Below are 17,408 nucleotides of genomic sequence, written 5' to 3' on the forward strand. Positions count from 1 at the left end.
ATGAAAGATCCCGACTCCCACGCCAACCCGCCGGTGGACGGCAGCGAACTGATCCGGTTCGACACGGTCACCAAGCGGTTCGGCTCCAACACGGTCCTGGACCGGCTCGACTTCTCCGTCGAGTCCGGCAAGCACGTCACGCTGATCGGCCCGTCCGGCTCCGGCAAGACCACGATCCTGCGGCTGCTGATGACGCTGACCCAGCCGGACGAGGGCACGATCACGGTCGGCGGAGAGAAGCTGTTCCCGGCGCCCGAGAAGCAGGTCCGCGAGCTGCGCAAGAACATCGGGATGGTGTTCCAGCAGTTCAACCTGTTCCCGAACATGAGCGCGCTCCGCAACATCACCGAGGCGCCCGTGACGGTCCTCGGTCTGTCCAAGGAGGAGGCGGAGCAGCGGGCCCGCGAACTGCTGGAGCTGGTGGGCCTCGCCGACAAGTGGGACGCCCGCCCGACGCAGCTCTCCGGCGGCCAGCAGCAGCGCGTCGCGATCGCCCGGGCGCTGGCCATGCGCCCGCAGGTGCTGCTCCTGGACGAGGTGACCTCCGCGCTCGACCCGGAGCTGGTGGCCGGCGTCCTGGATCTGCTCCGGGACATCGCCCGCACCACCGACATCACGATGCTCTGTGTGACCCACGAGATGAACTTCGCCCGGGACATCTCCGACCAGGTCCTGATGTTCGACTCGGGCCGGATCATCGAGGCGGGCCCGCCGGAGCGGATCTTCAGCGAGCCGGAACAGGAGCGGACCCGGGAATTTCTGAGCGCGGTGCTGTGACCTCGGATATTGAATGACGTTCAATCTGCGAGGTCCAGGCGGTGGATCAGGACAGCGGCATATGCCAGAGTGCCTTTGTCCCTGTTGAGAGCGGTGCGGGCGGGGTCGGAATCTCGTCAACAGCCGCTCACAACAGGCCTCTTGGCGGCTATCGTGGAGAGGATTCGCTGTCCGGTTACGGCCCAGTAGCAGTGCGAACAAGCGAGCGCAGGGGGAAATACCGTGGCGCTGAAGCACGAGCCGACCGCGCCGTACCACTCGGCCCAGGACGCCCTGCGCGTCCTGGAGACGGTGGCGCGGCACACCTCCGGAGTCACCGACACCGAGCTCGCCCGCCACACCGGCCTCGAACCGGAGCGACTGACCACGCTCCTGCGGATGCTGCGCCGCGAGGGCTACGTCGAGCAGACCACCGACGGCGCGTACGTCACCGGCGACGCCCTCACCAAGCTCGGCTCCACCGAGGGCCGCGAACAGGCGCTGCGCGAGCAGCTCCAGCGCACCCTGGACCGACTGCGCGACTCGGTGGGCGCGGCCGTGTACCTCAGCCGGTACGTCGACGGCGAGGTGCGGATCTCGCAGTACGCCGACGGCCCTACGACCCCGGTGGTGCACGAGTGGGTCGACTTCCGTTCCTCGGCGCACGCCACCGCGATCGGCAAGAGCCTGCTGGGCCAGCTCGACCACAACAGCCGCCGCGAGCACCTCTCCCGGCACAGGATGGCCCGCCTCACCTCGCGCACCATCACCAACGACAAGCTCCTGCTCTCCCGCCTGGAGACCCAGCCGCCCACCGTGCCCCACCTCGACCTCCAGGAGTACGCGGTCGGCACGGTCTGCGCGGCCGTCCCCATCACGGCCGGCTCCGCGGTGGGCTGCCTCGCCCTCTCCCTGCCGGTGGAGCACGCCCACCGACTGCGTCAGGCGGCGGACACGCTCAACCGGAGCGCGACACCGCTGCTGTTGTCGCTGACGATCTGAGAGGACGTCCGCGCACCGAGATCGCGGGTGCGGCGACGGCCGGGCCGAGGTCGGGTCAGTGGTGGTCGCCGTGCCGGCCGAGGGTGTCCACGGGGGTCGCGCCGGGGCGGGTCCACTGCGGTACGGGACGGCCGGTCGGGCCCCAGGTGGCGTTCCTGTCCGCGTCCGAGCGCCAGTACCAGCAGGCCGCGCCGGCCACGGTCCGGCCCTCGGGGTGGTCCTCCCACTCCTCGCTGCGGCCGTAGGGCGTCATGTCGAGCAGGGTGAGGGAGCCGTTGACCGGTTCGTTGCCGCGGCCGGTCGTGGAGTAGGTGAGGAACACGCGGTCGCCATCGCGCAGGAAGGCGACGATGTGCCCCATCTGCCCGCCGATCGGCGCGTCCAGGCCCCGCACCGAGTACCAGGGCTCGGTGTAGCCCATGAACTCGACGAAGGGCGCCACCTCCTCCCACGGGCCGGTGGTCAGCACGGCGTAAGAGACACCGCGGGCGTTGAGGTAGACCGCGTCCTTCAGGTGCCAGGCGGTGGTGGTGCAGCCCTCGCACTGCCCCTGGTGCGGCGCGCCGTCGTACCACATGTGCTGGTACACCACGAGTTCGTCGCGCCCCTGGAACAGGTCGAGGAACGGGACCGGCCCCTCGGCGCCGGTGACCTCGACCTTCCCGTCCAGCTCGACCATCGGCAGCCGCCGCCGGGCCGCGGCGATCGCGTCGCCCTCATGGGTGTGCGCCTTCTCGCGGACCAGCAGTTCCTCGCGCGCCGCCTGCCAGGTGGCCAGATCGACGATCGGCGGCTTGCCGGTGAGGTCACTGCTCGCGTCGCCGTGCGTGCTCGTCATGGTGTCCTCCGTGCTGTCGGATGCCGGGCAGCGCCGCAGGACGTGCCCCGACGCTCACGTGAACAGACTCCCGATCCGACCGGAACTCATCGCGCCCGAGAAGGGTCCCGGGAAAGATCCCGAGAGGCGTCCCGGGGATGGTCCCGGGGCGGCTCCCCGCGTGGTCCGGAGCACCCCCGCGGACCAGGTACTATTTTCCTGTCGCCGACCGCGAGACACAGATCCAGCGGTCGGCGTGAGTCATGCGCCGCTAGCTCAGTTGGTTAGAGCAGCTGACTCTTAATCAGCGGGTCCGGGGTTCGAGTCCCTGGCGGCGCACATATCGAAGGCCTCTCGCAGACGCGGGGGGCCTTCGTCGTTGGTACGGACTCTCGCCGGCTCCGCACGGGCGGCTGGGGGTCCGGGGGTTGTCCCCCGGGAGATGCAGCATCAGCGGGTCCGGGGTTCGAGTCCCTGGCGGCGCACCGATGAAGGGCCTCTCGTTCCGACGAGGGGCCCTTCGGCGTCCTCCTCGGTCAGGCGGCGGTAGGACGACTCCCCCGGCGGGCGCCACCACACCGGGTCGGCGCAGCGGACGCCCTCGCGGCGCAGCCGGGCCCGGTGGATCTTGTTCGTGGCCGTGACCGGCATCCGCTCCACCACCCGCACGAACCGAGGCGCCATCTTCGTGCCCAGATCGGACTGGGCCAGCAGGAACTCCGCGAAGTCGAGCGGCTCGAACTCGCCGGCGACGGCCGCCATGACCTGGTCACCGGTGACCGGATCCGGCACCGCGTACACGGCGACGGCGTCGGCACCCCCGTAGCGGGCGAGGATGTTCTCGATCATGGCGGCGGCCAGGTTCTCGCTGTCGACGCGGAGGCGGTCGTCGGCGCGGCCGGCGAAGTAGAGGTAGCCGTCGCGGTCGCGGTAGAAGAGGTCGCCGGTCCAGTACCAGCCCTCGCGGCGGCGCTCGGCGTCGGCCTCCGGGTTGCGCCAGTACCCCTCGAAGGGGTTGGGGGCGCGGTTCACCAACTCCCCTATCGCCGCGTCGCCGTTGAGCAGCCGGCCCGCCGAGTCGAAGACGGCGGGAGGGCACTCGGCCTGGGTCTCCGGGTCGAGTACGACGAGTCCGGGCCGGGTCCGCCCGACCGCCCCGGTCGGTGTCCCCGGCGACCACTGCACCGCCGCGCCGCCCTCCGAGGACCCGTATCCCTCCACCAGCCGCACGCCGAAGCGCCGTTCGAAGGCCGCCGCGTCCACCGCCCCCGCCTCCGTGCCGAAGCCCAGCCGGAGCGGGTTGTCGCGGTCGTCGGGCCGCTCCTCGGTGGCCAGGACGTACTGCACGGCCCGGCCCACGTAGGTGAAGTACGTCGCCCCGTAACGGCGTACGTCCGCAAGGAAGTTGGAGGCCGAGAAGCGCCGCCTGAGCGCGATGCCCGCGCCGGCCGCCAGCGCGGGTGCCCAGTCGGCGATCACCGCGTTGCCGTGGAACATCGGCATGCAGATGTAGTGCACGTCGCCCTGGCCCACCCCGAACTGGTCGACCAGGGAACGCCCTGCGGCGGCCAGCCGGCCCTGCGAGCAGATCGCCGCCTTCGGGGCGCCCGTGGAACCGGAGGTGAAGTAGAGGAGGAGGTGGTCCGAGGGGGTCGCGCGGGAGGCGTCCGGCTCGGATTCCGTATACGGCGCGAGCAGGTTCTCGTACTCCTCGGTGTCGGTCACCAGGATGCGAACGCCGGGGAGTTGGAGGTCGGCGAGGAGGGGGAGGTGGGTCTGTTCGGTGAGCAGGACGCGGCACTCGGTGTGCAGGATGTCGCGGGCCAGTTCGGGGCCGCGGCGGGTGGGGTTGATGCCGGCCAGGGCCGCTCCGGCGAGGGCGGCCGCGCCCAACCAGAGCGGGTATTCAGGGGTGTTGTCGAGCAGGACGCCCACGTGGGGCTCGGCGCCGGGCGGCAGGAGGTCGGTCAGCAGGGCCGCGCGGGCGGCGGCGCCGGCGGCCACCTCGTGGTGGGTGAGGACCAGGTCCTCGCACCACAGGCCCGGGCGGTGGTCGCCCCAGCGGGCCTGGACGAGTTCGGCGACGGTAGGCCTTGTCGACTCCATGAGGGCGCACGGTAGTTGACGTACCGTCAGATGTGGAGACTACGGCTGGAGGTAGTCGCCCGCCAGGGAGAAGGCCTCGTGGACACCGATCATGAACGCGATGCAGAAGGCGGCCATGACGCCCAGGAACGTCAACAGGCAGCCCGTGCCCGCCGCGAGCCTGCCGCGGGCTGGGGGCTTCGCCGTGGCGCGGTCGGGACGGTCGGCCGGGTAGCGCACGGTGACGATGTCTCCGTCGAGGACCGTCCCCGGTCCGCCGCCCTCCTCGAAGCGGACGACGCGGCCCTCACGGGTCGTGAACTCGTAGACGTGGTGGAGGGTCGTCCGCACCATGCTGTCACCGCCGCCGCTGGTCGTCGTGTACGTCCGCAGGCAGCGGGCCTCGGCGGTGAGGCCGCTGGTCCAGGCGCGGTCGACCCGCCGGGCGCGGACGGTCACCGTGGCGGCGCCGAGGAGCACGACGGCGAGCATGAGCGACGGCACGATGTAGAAGAACGCTTCCATGGGGTCCCCCGAACTCCGCGCACCCGCCTCAGTGGCCGGTGTGATGGGGAACGTACCCGCAGGTGAGGCCCGTTTCGCTCAAGTAAGGCTCAGAGATCTGGGGCCACGCGTGCGCCGGGACCGAGCCTCCCGGCGCACACGGGCTCCGGCGGGGCCGGGGTCAGAAGGTGACGTCGGAGCAGGCGTAGAACGCGTTCGCCGTGTCGGCGATCGTCCATACCGCGACGATCACGTGGTGGCCGCTCAGCCCGCTCGGCAGGGTGCCGCTGTGGGAGAGCGTGGACGGGGGACGCTGGTTGTTGTACGGCACCGTCAGGAACGGTGTGGTGTTGAGGTCGGAGCGCGCCAGGTTGTGGTTCTGGTTCCAACCCGACTTCGTGACGTAGTACTTGAAGTCGGTCGTGGCGTGCATGGCGGTGAACTGCCAGCGGAACGTGTAGGTCTGACCGCCCGTCACCTTGGTGGTGGGCCAGGCGCCGCCGGAGGGGGTCTTCGACGAGCTGAGCTGGGCGAACCTGCTGACACCGCCGTTGCAGATCTGACCGTCGGCCGGGCCGCCGCCCGGGAAGCCCTTGGGGCCCTCGACGCTCTGCGGCTCCCACTGGATGTCGCCGCAGTTGGTCACGGTGCCGTTCTGACAGAGCTTCTGCCTGCTGATGGGGAGGTCGGTGTAGCCGTGGCCGCTCGCACCGCCGGAGGAGAGCACGAGGGCTCCGGTGGTGGCGAGACCCACCGCGACTGCGGACAACTTGGTCTTTTTGCGCATGCTGCCGCTCCCTGGAGAACGTGGGGGAAGGTCCGTGAGGCGTGCAGGTCTAGACCAAGTGTCAGGTTATTGCCGTTAGTTGAACATGTCCATACCAACCGTGGGGGTCAATTTCCGGGCGATACCGGGGTGCTCGCCGATACCGGGGCGATTCACTGCCCTGTCTCACCCCGTCCCGCGCAGAACGCCACCGTCAAGTCCTTGACCAGTGCCTTGCGTTCGTAGTCGTCCAGTTCGACCAGACCCCGCATGGTCAGCCGGGTCACCGTGTCCTCCACCGAGTCGACGACCGAGGTCAGCATGGACGCCCGGTGCTGGGCGTCCAGCGCGGTGATCCGGCGGCGGTGCATCGCGGCGGCCACCTCGGGGGCGTACTCGGTGCGCACCGGACGGACCGAGAACACCTCCAGGCCGACCGGCGCCGCGTCGGCCGCGACCAGCCGGGTCAGCGCCTCCGCCGCCGCGTCGCCCGACCCCCGCGCGCCGCCCGGCAGTTCCACCGGCACCCGGGCCAGGGCCGCCTCCACGCACTCGCGCAGATACGTCTCGTGGTCCTCGACCCCGAGCGTGGCCCGCGCGGTGTCCCGCACCCGCCACACCACCAGCACGACCACCCGCAGCGCGACCCCGTTGCCGTCGGCCGCCTGCATCGGCTCGCTGCGCCAGTGCCGCAGCCGTACGTCGACCCGGCGGCGCAGCAGCAGCGGGTTGACCCACATCAGGCCGGTGCGCCGGACGGTCCCCCGGTAGCGGCCGAACAGCCCGAGCACCCAGGCCCGTCCGGTCCGCCCGCGGGCAAGACCGCCGTAGCCGAACAGGGCGAGCGCCCCGGCGCCCGCGTACGCCGCCCACTGGAGGGGACCGAGGCCGGCCCCCGCGTACTCGGGCAGCCGCAGTGCCTCCACGGCGAGCGGGGGCAGGACGCCGGCCCACCACGAGGCGGCCAGGCAGCCGGCCGCTCCGCAGGTCCCGGCGAGGACGCCGACCGTCGCGGGCAGGACGTGGGCCGGGCGTTCCGCGAGGTCGGGGTCGACCTGCGGGGCGGGGCGCGGCTTGACGGGCGCGGGGCGCCGGAAGCGCGGCTGCTCGCCGGTGCCTTGGCGCCGCCCCACGACGGCGGGCTTCAGCGGCACCGCCACCGGGTCGGGCTCGTCACGGAAGAGCAGGTGGACGGGGATCTCGGTGGTCGCCTCGTTCTGGATGAGCCGCGCGTTACGGGCCTGCTGGCCCTCCGCGGGTCCCTCGGACTCGGGCGTGTGTGAAGTGGTCGTCGTACTCATGGGTGCCTCCAGCCTCCGCGCCAGATGCGTCACAACGGATGGTCAGGAAAAGAGCCGTCGCCAGGTCTCCGGGCCCGGGTAGCCGTCGGCCGCGCCGCCCCGCCAGCCCTGGGCGCGCTGGAAGGCCTCGACGTTGCGTCGGTCCGCCTCGCCCCAGCGCGGACCCGGACCGGTCGTGTAGTACTTGCCGAACCCCTTCTTCACCAGCTGCTTCCCGAGCTGGGTGACGTAGCCGCTGTTCGCGCCGGGCCGGAACACCGCCCGGCCCGGATAGGCGGGGACCTCGCGCGAGGAGGGTCCGTGCGAGGGGGGCGCCCCGTGCGGGGAGGGCGCCGGCGGGCCCGCCGCCCCGGCCGTGACGCTCTTGCCCTTCCCGCCGACCAGCAGCTGCCAGGTCAGCGGTCCGGGCAGCCCGTCGGCGTCGGCGCCCCGCCAGCCCTGGGCCAGTTGGAAGGCCTGGGTGGCCCGCCGGTCCGCGTCCGACCAGCGCGGGCCGGGGCCCGTCGTGTAGTAGCGCCCGGCACCGCGCGCGACGAGCATCGTGCCGAGCTGGGTGACGTACTTGTTGTTGGCCCCGGGACCGAAGGACGCCGCTCCGGGGTAGGGAGTGGCCGGGTTGGCGGGCGTGACCGGCGTGCTCGGGGCCTCGGCCCCGGCGGTGTCCGGCGCGAGGCCCTTGTAGCGGTAGGCGACGTACTGCTCCGAGTGGCTCCAGTAGGCGTATGGGGTGGCCTGCCGGCGGGCCCGCGGGGGCGTCTGTTCGTAGGCGATGTAGTAGGTGTGCGTGTAGTCCGTCCAGCCGCCGAAAATGACGACGTGCGAGCCTTTCTCGGGGTTCGACGGATTGTGGAACAGCAGAATGTCGCCGGGCTGCAGATCCTCCTTGGGAATGCGGTCGCCGTACTGGTCGAGGCTGCCCGTCCATTCGTTTCCGGGCAGCGTCCAGGCCATCGAGACGAAGCCCGAGCAGTCCTGGCGGTAACCGTCGGACCAATACGCGTTCATGCTGTACGGCACCTGGGCGGCGACCCAGGTCTTGGCCCGCCTGATGATCTCCGAGCGGGTGGTCGCGGGCGCCTTGACCGCGGCCGGCGGCTTGGCCGGGTGCCCGATCGGGCCGTGCAGCGGAGCCTTGCTGCCCTGCGGGGTGTCGGGCTCGTCACCTGCGGGAACACCGGGCCGCGCGGGCGCGTGCGGGGCGGCGATCGCGGGCGGCGCACCGCTCGCGCCGAGGGCAGCGGACGCGGCGGCCGCCACGATCACCACCCGGTGCGCCGCCGGATGCCGGCCCGCTCGCGCATACGGCAGAACCCTGCGCCAGTGGGCGCATCCGGGGCAGTCGCAGTCGCTCGCGGGATCGAATTCCTCGAATACCGGAGTCTCCATGCGATGCCCCTCACACTCCAGATGGAAATAGCCGCGCGTGTACACGTTGATCAGTTTCCCAACTGTCTTCCCGACTCGCATGTTGACGGTCCGAATGATGTACAAGGCGCCCCGGGGAGTGGACCCGGCGGGCCGCTCCGGTGGTCCGGAGCACCCCCCGAGGTCCGGTAGAGTTGGCCCGTCAGCGCGCGCCGCTAGCTCAGTTGGTTAGAGCAGCTGACTCTTAATCAGCGGGTCCGGGGTTCGAGTCCCTGGCGGCGCACGGACGGAAGAAGGTCCCCCATACACATGGGGGACCTTCTTCGTATGGCCGGATACCCTCTCGCCATGGCAGCGCGCGACCTGCAGGAACGGATCAAGAAGCTCATCATCGAGGGCAGGCTTGTGTCCGGAGCCCCGCTGCCGACCGAGCCCGAACTGATGGCGTACCTGGGCGCGAGCCGGAACTCGGTGCGCGAGGCGCTCAAGGCGCTGCAGGCGATGGGCATCGTGGAGATCCGGCACGGCTACGGCACCTATGTCGGCGCGATGTCCCTGGCCCCGATGATCGAGGGCCTCGCCTTCCGCACGGTCGCCGGGCACTACCGCGGCGAGGACACCCTGCTCCAGCTGCTGGAACTGCGCGAGGCGGTGGAGACGGGACTGATCTCGCGGCTCGCGGGCCGGCTGCCCGAGCGGGACCTGGCTGAACTGGACGCGCTCGTGGCACGTATGGATCAGCAGGCCGCCGCCGGAGGCGACGGCCTCGCCGAGACCGACCGGGCCTTTCACGCCACTCTCTACCGGGGGTTGGACAACGTGCTGCTCGGAGAGGTCCTGGAGGCGTTCTGGGACGCCTTCCACCGGGTGCACACGGACCTCGGGGGCGCGCCGCAGGACCCGAAGGTGACCTGTCGGCAGCACCGGGACATCCTCGACGCGGTGCGGTCGGGCGGTGCGATACGGGCGGAGGAGGCGATAAGGGAGCACTTCGGGAACATCCGCGCCCGGCTGTCCACAACCGATCCACAAGACCCTCACAGGCGCCACAATGAACGCGTATGACCGGTAAACACCGCGTTTCGCATCTTGCGATCATGATGGACGCCGTAGAACCCTGTTTTTCAAGATGCTGCGGATACGCGGCAGTTGGGGGAACAAGTAACCGGTTGCCGGGTCTGCGGGGAGAGGGGCCCCGTTCACGAGGCGATGCCGAGGGGGGCATCATGCAACCGGAAGGGCACAGTTCCATGTCTGAGAGTGTGCAAAGTGTGGTGACTGTGGCCCGCCACTGACACGTGCGCGAAGGGTCGAGGGGGACTCGCCGCGGACGGTAAGGAACCAACACAACACGCGGTTACCTGCGTGTGGGGGGATGACTCATGACGTCGACGCCGACGGGCGCCCGGCAGAACTTCGACCCGTCAGAAACCACCCAGCTCAGGGTGCCTTCGCACCGAAACAGCCAGACAGGCCAGTTCCGCCGGATCAAGAAGACACTGCCGCGATACGACTACGAGCACTACAGCCGGCTGGCCGGTCCCCTCACTCAGCCCGACCCGAGCAAGCCGTACAAGGTGCAGTACCGCTCGCTGCTGTCGCAGGAGCCGCACCGGCTGCGGGCCGCGCTCATGCTGGGCGCCGCGCCGCTGCTGTCCCTGGTCCTGCTCGGCTGGCTGCTGCAGCCGGAGCACTGGACGGAGCGCGACTACCCGGCCTTCGCCTTCCTGCCGGCCCTGGACATAGTGATGCTCGTCTCGATCGGCCTGATCGAGTTCTTCCGCTGCATGAACGTGCTGTCGAACGCGCACGCCACCCTGGTCGCCCGCGACCCCATCCCGGTGGTGCCCGAGACCGGCACGAGAGTGGCGTTCATCACGACCTACGTGCCCGGCAAGGAACCCCTGGAGATGGTGACCAAGACCCTGGAAGCGGCCGTCCGGCTGCGGCACCGGGGTCTGCTGCACATCTGGCTCCTGGACGAGGGCGACGACGCCGAGGTCAAGGCGGTCTGCGCCCGGCTCGGTGTGCACCACTTCTCCCGCAAGGGCGTCGCGCAGTGGAACCAGGCCAAGGGCCCGCACCGCGCCAAGACCAAGCACGGCAACTACAACGCCTGGCTGGACGCGCACGGCGACGCGTACGACTTCTTCGCCTCCGTCGACACCGACCACGTGCCGCTGCCCAACTACCTGGAGCGGATGCTCGGTTTCTTCCGCGACCCGGATGTCGGCTTCGTCATCGGCCCGCAGGTGTACGGCAACTACGACAACCCCATCACCAAGGCCGCCGAGTCCCAGCAGTTCCTCTTCCACGCCCTCATCCAGCGGGCGGGCAACCGGTACGGCTCACCCATGTTCGTGGGCACGTCGAACGCCGTACGCATCAGGGCCCTCAAGCAGATCGGCGGCCTGTACGACTCGATCACCGAGGACATGGCGACCGGTTTCGAGATGCACCGGGCCAAGAACCCGGTCACCGGCAGGAAGTGGCGGTCGGTCTATACGCCGGACGTGCTCGCGGTCGGTGAGGGCCCGGGCGCCTGGACGGACTTCTTCACCCAGCAGCTGCGCTGGTCGCGGGGCACGTACGAGACGATTCTCAAGCAGTACTGGAAGGGCTGGTACTCGCTTCCGCCGAGCAAGCTCTTCAACTACACGATGATGATCATCTTCTACCCGATGTCGGCCCTCAACTGGATCCTGGCGGCGCTGAGTTGTGCGCTGTTCCTGGGCCTGGGCGCCTCGGGCGTGAACATCGACCCGACGGTCTGGCTGATGCTGTACGGCAACGCGTCCGCGCTGCAGATCGGCCTGTACGTCTGGAACCGGCGGCACAACGTCTCCCCGCACGAGCCGGAGGGCTCCGGCGGAGTGGCGGGCATGGTGATGTCGGCGCTGTCCGCGCCGATATACGCGCGCTCGCTGATGGACGCCGTACTGCGCCGCAAGAGCAAGTTCGTGGTGACGCCCAAGGGCGACTCGGCCAGCCCGGACACGCTGTTCGGGACCTTCCGCATCCACCTGTTCTTCATCCTGGTCTTCGGCGCCTCGATCGCCGCCGGCCTCACCCTCGGGCACGGCCACCCGGCGATGCTCGTCTGGGCCACCTTCGCGCTGCTGATCACCGCCTCGCCGATCATCGCGTGGCGGTACGAGCTGCGGCAGACGAAGAAGCGGCCGCCCGCGCCAGTGCAGCCGGCGCCCCCGGAGCCGTACCAGCCACAGCCGTTGCCCGCGCAGCACGCGCCGCACGGCACCGGGCAGAAGCCCAGCTGGGCCGCCTCCGGCAGTGGCAACGACCAGACCATGCAGATCGCACTCGGTGGACTCGGGGGACGTAAGGAATGAACGACCGTGCAGGCCACCGCCGGGCCCGTCGACTGGCGATCGGCACGGTGGTGGTGCTCGCGCTGGCCGGGATGAACGGGCCGTGGCTGTACCGCTTCGGGACCGAGAAATACCACCAGTACAAGATCAACAGACCCGAGTACAAGGCAGACAACGGCCACTGGCAGATCGTCGACTTCCCCGAGAAGTACCGCCTGAACACCATCCACGCGGCGCTGCTGCGCACCGGCAAGGTGCTGCTCGTCGCCGGTTCGGGCAACAACCAGGACAACTTCGACGCGAAGAAGTTCGACACCCGGATCTGGGACCCGGTCAAGGGCACCATCAAGAAGGTGCCCACCCCGGCCGACCTGTTCTGCACCGGGCACACGCAGCTCTCCAACGGCAATCTGCTGATCGCCGGCGGCACCAAGCGGTACGAGAAGCTGAAGGGTGATGTCACCAAGGCCGGCGGCCTGATGGTGGTGCACAACGAGAACCCGGACGCGCCGATCACGCTGCCCGCGGGCACCAAGTTCACCGGCAAGGAGAACGGCAAGACCTTCGTGTCGAAGGACCCGGTGCTCGTGCCGCGCGCGAAGAAGGTCTTCGACAAGAACACCGGCGCTTTCCTGCGCAACGACCCCGGGCTCGGCCGGATCTACGTCGAGGCCAAGCAGAGCGGCACCAAGTACGAGACCGGCACCCAGGACAACTACCGCATCCAGGGCCTGACCGGCACCGAGGCCCGCAACACCTACGGCATCGCGCAGAAGCTCGCCCTGGACAAGAAGGACTTCCAGGGGATCAGGGACGCCTACGAGTTCGACCCGGTGGCCGAGAAGTACATCAAGGTCGACCCGATGAACGAGGCCCGCTGGTACCCGACGCTCACCACGCTGAGCGACGGCAAGATCCTCAGCGTCTCCGGGCTCGACGACATCGGGCAGTTGGTGCCGGGCAAGAACGAGACCTTCGATCCGGCCACCAAGAAGTGGACGTATCTGAAGACGGTCCGGCAGTTCCCGACCTACCCGGCGCTGTTCCTGATGCAGAACGGCAAGATCTTCTACTCGGGGTCCAACGCGGGGTACGGGCCGGACAACGTGGGCCGTGAGCCGGGCATTTGGGACGTGGACACCAACAAGTTCACGAAGCTGCAGGGGCTGAGCGACGACAAGGAGATGGAGACGTCCGGCACGGTGCTGCTGCCGCCGGCGCAGGACGAGAAGTTCATGGTGATCGGCGGCGGCGGGGTCGGCGAGTCCAAGGAGTCCAGCAACAAGACGCGGCTGATCGACCTCAAGGACCAGAACCCGGTGTTCAAGGACGGGCCGACGCTGGAGAAGGGCACGCGGTATCCGCAGGCCTCGATCCTGCCGGACGACAGCGTGCTGGTGTCGGGCGGCTCTCAGGACTACCGCGGGCGCGGCAACTCCAACATCCTGCAGGCGCGGATGTACCACCCGGACAGCAACACGTTCGACCGGGTCGCCGACCCGCTGGTGGGCCGCAACTACCACTCCGGATCGCTCCTGTTGCCCGACGGGCGCGTGATGTTCTTCGGCTCGGACTCGCTGTATGCCGACAAGGCCGACACCAAGCCGGGCAAGTTCGAGCAGCGGATCGAGATCTATACGCCGCCGTATCTGTACCGGGACTCCCGTCCGTCGCTCTCGGGCGGTCCGCAGACGATCGCGCGGGGCGCGTCGGGGACGTTCACGTCTCCGCAGGCCTCGGCGATCAAGAAGGTGCGGCTGATCAGGCCCAGCGCGTCGACCCACGTGACCGATGTGGATCAGCGGTCGATCGCGCTGGACTTCAAGACGTCCGGGAACAAGATCACGGTGACCGTCCCCAAGGGCAAGAACCTTGTTCAGTCGGGGTGGTACATGGTGTTCGTGGACGACGATCAGGGAACGCCGAGCGAAGCACAGTGGGTCAAGGTTCCGTAGCCGTCCGGTAGTTGCTCAACCACCGGACGGCTACTCACTGCCCTTGGCAAGGGCGAGTGCATAACTCGCCCACCACTGGCCCGCCTTCGGGCCGCCCTTGCACTCTCCGTCCGACTCCCCCGGGCGCTTCACCCAGAGGTAGGCGTCCACCAAGTCGTCCGTCGTCTTCGTCGTCGGTGTCTCGCCCAGGGCCCGGCCCGGCGGGTTGCACCAGCGTTCGTCCTCGTCGCCGCCCGTGTAGGGGCCGTTGCCGTTGCGGCTGGTGTCGATGACGAAGGGCTTGTCGCCCACCTTGGCGGAGAGCTGCTTGCCGTAGGCGATGGAGTCCTTGGTGGAGTAGAAGTTGGAGACGTTGACCGCGAAGCCGTCGGCCTGGTCCACGCCCGCCCACTGGAGGGACTCGAAGATCTGGTCGGGGTGGCCCCAGCCCGCGTTGCCCGCGTCCAGGTACACCTTCGTGGACTTCAGGGACTTGAGCTTGGTGATGGCGCCCTTGAGGAGGTCGTAGCGCTCCTCGTGGAACTCCTCCGGGGTGCAGCCGTCGACCAGGTGCAGCAGGGCGTCCGGCTCCAGGACGACCGTCGCCGGGCGGTCCCCGATGCCCGCGGCGACCCCGTCGATCCAGTCCCGGTAGGCGTCGCCGTCGGCGGCGCCGCCCTGTGAGTACTGGCCGCAGTCGCGGTGCGGGATGTTGTAGAGGACCAGAAGCGCGGTGCGGCCGGCCTTGTCGGCGGCCTCCGTGAAGCCCTGGGCCTCCTGCTTCGGGTTCTCCGGGCCGATCCACTCACCGGTCGGCTGCTCGGCGATCTTGCGGATCTGCTCGGCGTCCGTGTCCTTCCCCGACTTCGCGTAGGCGGCCACCTGCTGGGCCGCGTTGCCGTCGGGGTTGACCCAGAACGGGTCGCTCTCCTTGGGCTGTTGAGTGATGGTCGCGCCGGCGTCGTCCTGCCCGCCGCCGTCCGATGAGGAGGAACATCCCGCGATGATCAGTGCCGCCCCCAGCACTGTCGCGGAAGCCCTCACTCCGGCCCCCCTGCTGCCGTACATCCAACTCCCCCTTGGGTGCACCGTTCCAAGTCTCAATCCTGACATACGGGCCGCCTCGGCCACGAGATCGCCCGAGCCTTGTCGGGGAGCTGTTACAGCACCCGTGGTGGGGTAGTCGTGCAATGGGGGCGGACGTTCAGGGAAAGGGAGTGCGCGGTCATGCACGACACCACCCGGGAACTCCGGCTGGCGGCGGCGCTCGTGGAGGCCGCGGACACGCTCACCGAGGACTTCGAGGCGACGGTCCATCTGCGGCGGGTCGCGGACCACTGCGTGGAGCTGCTGGCCGCGCGGGCGGCCGGGATCATGTTCGTCGACGGGGAGCGGGCGGTGGCGCTGGCGGGCAGCAGCGGGGCCCGGGAGGTCGCGCTCGACCTGCTGCGGGCCCAGTCCGACGGCGGGCCCTGCCTGGAGAGCTACGGCTCGGGGCGGCCGGTCGCGCCGGTCTCCGTGCGGGCGGCGCATGCAGAGGCCCGCTGGCCCGCCTTCACCGGCGCCGCGCTCGGCCACGGCATCACGACCACGTTCGCGGTACCGCTGCGCCGGCACGGGACGGCGCTCGGCGCGCTCAACGTGTTCGCGGCGGACGGGGACGACAGGGGCGACGGGGGCGAGGGCGTGTCGGCCGGCTGGGGGCCGGAGCTGTCGGTCGCGCAGGCGCTCGCCGACGCCGTGGCCGTCGGGCTGGCCAACCACCGCGGGTACACGCAATACCGCACGTTGTCGGCGCAGTTGCAGGAGGCGCTGTCCAGCCGGGTCCGGATCGAGCAGGCCAAGGGGATGCTCGCCGAGCGCTGGAGCACCGGGACCGTGGAAGCGTTCACGGCGCTGCGGCGGTACGCGCGGTGCCGGCGGCTGCCGCTGGACCAGGTCGCGAGCGGGGTCGTCGACGGAGTGGTGGACGACGCGGAGCTGCGCGCGAAGGCCCGGGGCCCGTCCGGGCGGGGGCGGTTGTAGAAGCTCGTACCACCTGCGTGGATGACCGAGAGCCACCGGTGGGCGACTTGGCGTCGAATCGCCTCTAGGCCCAGGCGCTCATCCGTTCTAGAGTCTTCTCAGACGGCCCCAGCCCCCGGTCGGTCCAAGCCTCCCGCGGCGTCGCCGGGCTACTCCCGCAGCCCGTGCGCACGCGGTCGAGGACCAGCCCGGTCGACGGCTTTTTCGGGGGGAGCGGGTCGTCGACCGGGCCAGGTGCTTCCAGAGGCCGGGGCCGGTGCCTTCAGAGACCGGTCCCGGTGAGATACGCGGAGACGATCACGTTGGCCGTGTAGCTGCGGCTGGTCCGGTCGAAGGTGCCGCCGCAGGTGATCAGTCGTAGCTCGGCGCGGCCCGACTCCCGCTGTCCGTAGGCCTGTTGGGCGTCGAAGCCGGTCCGGTTCAGCACCTGTACGTCGTCGACGGTGAACTCGGCGACCTTGCCGTCGGCGCGGATCACCCGGATCGTCTCGCCGGGCTTGAGGGCGCTGAGCTTGTAGAAGACGGCGGGCCGGGTCTCCGTGTCGACGTGTCCCACCAGCAGCGCGGCCCCCTTGGCGCCGGGTGCCGCCCCGGCCGCGTACCAGCCGACGACGCCCGCCTGGTCGAAGGGCGGCGGATCGATCGCGCCCTGTCCGTCGAGGCCGCGGGCCACGACCGGTGCCTGCACACCGAGTTCGGGGATGTCCACGCGCTGCGGCAGGGCGTCGCCCAACGGGCTTGCCGGGGGCGGCAGTTCGACCTCCGGCGGCCGTCCGACGGCGGCCATGTCGCCGGTGGTCGGCGCGGATATCCCCTGGCGTATGTCGGTGACCTGCCGTCCCCACAGCCACAGCCCGAGGAGCAGCATCGCCCAGGCGACGCCCATCAGGAGGCGCCCCGAGCCGGAGGAACGCTCGTGGTCGGACATGGTCAGCCCGTTCCGCGGCTCCGGCGGGCGCCGAGCAGCGCCACGGCCGCGACGGCGATGCCGGCCAGTACCAGCCCGGTCACCGCCTGCGCCGTACCGGGCCCGGCGGCACGGGCGTCCACCGCGGCGAGGTGCGCGGTACCGCCACCGCCCGCGTGGACGGGGGCGACGGGGGACGCGGGCGCGGTGGGCACCTGCGACGGGTGCGACTGCGACCGCGCCACGACGGTGATCTTGCCCTTCACCCGGAAGTCGGCGCAGGTGATCTTGACGTCGTAGGAGCCGGGCCGCACCGAGGAGGCGATCCGGGTGTCGCCGGCCAGGGTGCCGTCGGCGCCGGCCAGTCTGGCGTCCGCGACGAACGCGGCCGAGACGGCGGTGGCCGTCTTGCCGGAGCAGCCGGTGACCCGCAGCGCGACGTCGGCGCCCGGCGCGGGGGACGACGGGATCACCGAGACGTCACCGCCGTCCGCCGCGTACGCGTGGGCCGCCGGGAAGAGGGCGGCGCCGGCCAGGAATCCCGTACAGAGAGTGAGACGAAGTGAACCCATCGTGAAACCTCCAGATACCTGGAGACTCCCCCGCGGGCCCCGCCC

General features: G+C 70.2%; 15 protein-coding genes and 2 tRNA genes. 8 read left to right on the plus strand and 9 right to left on the minus strand.

Features of this window, described 5'->3' with window-relative positions:
- Together ehuA and M2283_RS16230 are read left to right on the plus strand one after the other, a co-directional pair.
- Positions 1 to 777 (plus strand): ectoine/hydroxyectoine ABC transporter ATP-binding protein EhuA, encoded by a 777-nt coding sequence (ehuA, locus tag M2283_RS16225; RefSeq protein WP_280876910.1) that lies wholly within the window; start codon positions 1 to 3, stop codon positions 775 to 777.
- A gap of 222 nt (positions 778 to 999) precedes the next feature.
- A complete protein-coding gene (locus M2283_RS16230; RefSeq protein WP_280876911.1) occupies positions 1,000 to 1,758 on the plus strand; it encodes an IclR family transcriptional regulator in 759 nt (252 codons plus the stop codon).
- 55 nt (positions 1,759 to 1,813) lie between these two features.
- Here M2283_RS16230 and M2283_RS16235 read toward each other — a convergent pair whose 3' ends face one another.
- Positions 1,814 to 2,596 (minus strand): DUF899 family protein, encoded by a 783-nt coding sequence (locus M2283_RS16235; RefSeq protein ID WP_280876912.1) that lies wholly within the window; start codon positions 2,594 to 2,596, stop codon positions 1,814 to 1,816.
- 244 nt (positions 2,597 to 2,840) lie between these two features.
- On the opposite strand from M2283_RS16235, the gene M2283_RS16240 reads away from it, so the two are divergent.
- A tRNA-Lys gene (locus M2283_RS16240) sits at positions 2,841 to 2,914 on the plus strand.
- A gap of 111 nt (positions 2,915 to 3,025) precedes the next feature.
- Here M2283_RS16240 and M2283_RS16245 read toward each other — a convergent pair.
- The 5 genes from M2283_RS16245 to M2283_RS16265 all read right to left on the minus strand — a co-directional run bounded on the left by M2283_RS16245 (position 3,026) and on the right by M2283_RS16265 (position 8,617).
- A complete protein-coding gene (locus M2283_RS16245) occupies positions 3,026 to 4,681 on the minus strand; it encodes a long-chain-fatty-acid--CoA ligase (protein ID WP_280876913.1) in 1,656 nt (551 codons plus the stop codon).
- A gap of 39 nt (positions 4,682 to 4,720) precedes the next feature.
- Positions 4,721 to 5,185: a DUF3592 domain-containing protein gene (locus tag M2283_RS16250; RefSeq protein ID WP_280876914.1), complete on the minus strand. Its 465-nt coding sequence runs from the start codon at positions 5,183 to 5,185 to the stop codon at positions 4,721 to 4,723.
- 160 nt (positions 5,186 to 5,345) lie between these two features.
- A complete protein-coding gene (locus M2283_RS16255) occupies positions 5,346 to 5,951 on the minus strand; it encodes a lytic polysaccharide monooxygenase auxiliary activity family 9 protein (RefSeq protein WP_280876915.1) in 606 nt (201 codons plus the stop codon).
- A gap of 152 nt (positions 5,952 to 6,103) precedes the next feature.
- Positions 6,104 to 7,231, minus strand: coding sequence for an SPFH domain-containing protein (locus M2283_RS16260; protein WP_280876916.1), 1,128 nt, complete (start codon positions 7,229 to 7,231; stop codon positions 6,104 to 6,106).
- Positions 7,232 to 7,273: 42 nt separating this feature from the next.
- Positions 7,274 to 8,617 carry a peptidoglycan-binding protein gene (locus M2283_RS16265; protein WP_280876917.1) on the minus strand — a complete coding sequence of 448 codons (1,344 nt, stop codon included), beginning with the start codon at positions 8,615 to 8,617 and terminating at the stop codon, positions 7,274 to 7,276.
- Positions 8,618 to 8,805: 188 nt separating this feature from the next.
- Here M2283_RS16265 and M2283_RS16270 point away from each other — a divergent pair.
- From M2283_RS16270 to M2283_RS16285, 4 genes are all read left to right on the plus strand, one after another.
- Positions 8,806 to 8,879, plus strand: a tRNA-Lys gene (locus M2283_RS16270).
- Between the two features lie 65 nt (positions 8,880 to 8,944).
- The gene (locus tag M2283_RS16275) at positions 8,945 to 9,661 is read left to right on the plus strand and encodes a FadR/GntR family transcriptional regulator (protein ID WP_280876918.1); all 717 of its coding nucleotides are present in this window, start codon (positions 8,945 to 8,947) and stop codon (positions 9,659 to 9,661) included.
- Positions 9,662 to 9,978: 317 nt separating this feature from the next.
- On the plus strand, positions 9,979 to 11,946 hold the full coding sequence (locus tag M2283_RS16280) for a glycosyltransferase family 2 protein (protein WP_280876919.1): 1,968 nt from the start codon (positions 9,979 to 9,981) through the stop codon (positions 11,944 to 11,946).
- Positions 11,943 to 13,880: a kelch motif-containing protein gene (locus M2283_RS16285; RefSeq protein ID WP_280876920.1), complete on the plus strand. Its 1,938-nt coding sequence runs from the start codon at positions 11,943 to 11,945 to the stop codon at positions 13,878 to 13,880. The genes M2283_RS16280 and M2283_RS16285 overlap by 4 nt, the downstream gene beginning before the upstream one ends.
- Before the next feature lie 30 nt (positions 13,881 to 13,910).
- On the opposite strand, the gene M2283_RS16290 is transcribed toward M2283_RS16285, so the two are convergent.
- Positions 13,911 to 14,927: a glycoside hydrolase family 6 protein gene (locus M2283_RS16290; protein ID WP_280876921.1), complete on the minus strand. Its 1,017-nt coding sequence runs from the start codon at positions 14,925 to 14,927 to the stop codon at positions 13,911 to 13,913.
- A 159-nt stretch (positions 14,928 to 15,086) separates the two neighbouring features.
- Between M2283_RS16290 and M2283_RS16295 the strand changes: the two genes are divergently transcribed.
- A complete protein-coding gene (locus M2283_RS16295) occupies positions 15,087 to 15,884 on the plus strand; it encodes a GAF and ANTAR domain-containing protein (RefSeq protein ID WP_280876922.1) in 798 nt (265 codons plus the stop codon).
- 262 nt (positions 15,885 to 16,146) lie between these two features.
- Here M2283_RS16295 and M2283_RS16300 read toward each other — a convergent pair whose 3' ends face one another.
- Both M2283_RS16300 and M2283_RS16305 read right to left on the minus strand, forming a co-directional pair.
- On the minus strand, positions 16,147 to 16,812 hold the full coding sequence (locus M2283_RS16300; protein WP_280876923.1) for a class F sortase: 666 nt from the start codon (positions 16,810 to 16,812) through the stop codon (positions 16,147 to 16,149).
- Positions 16,813 to 16,814: 2 nt separating this feature from the next.
- Positions 16,815 to 17,363 carry a hypothetical protein gene (locus tag M2283_RS16305; protein ID WP_280876924.1) on the minus strand — a complete coding sequence of 183 codons (549 nt, stop codon included), beginning with the start codon at positions 17,361 to 17,363 and terminating at the stop codon, positions 16,815 to 16,817.
- Between the last annotated feature and the right edge of the window lie 45 nt (positions 17,364 to 17,408).

Source organism: Streptomyces pseudovenezuelae, assembly GCF_029892565.1.
GTDB classification, from domain to species: Bacteria; Actinomycetota; Actinomycetes; order Streptomycetales; family Streptomycetaceae; genus Streptomyces; species Streptomyces pseudovenezuelae_A.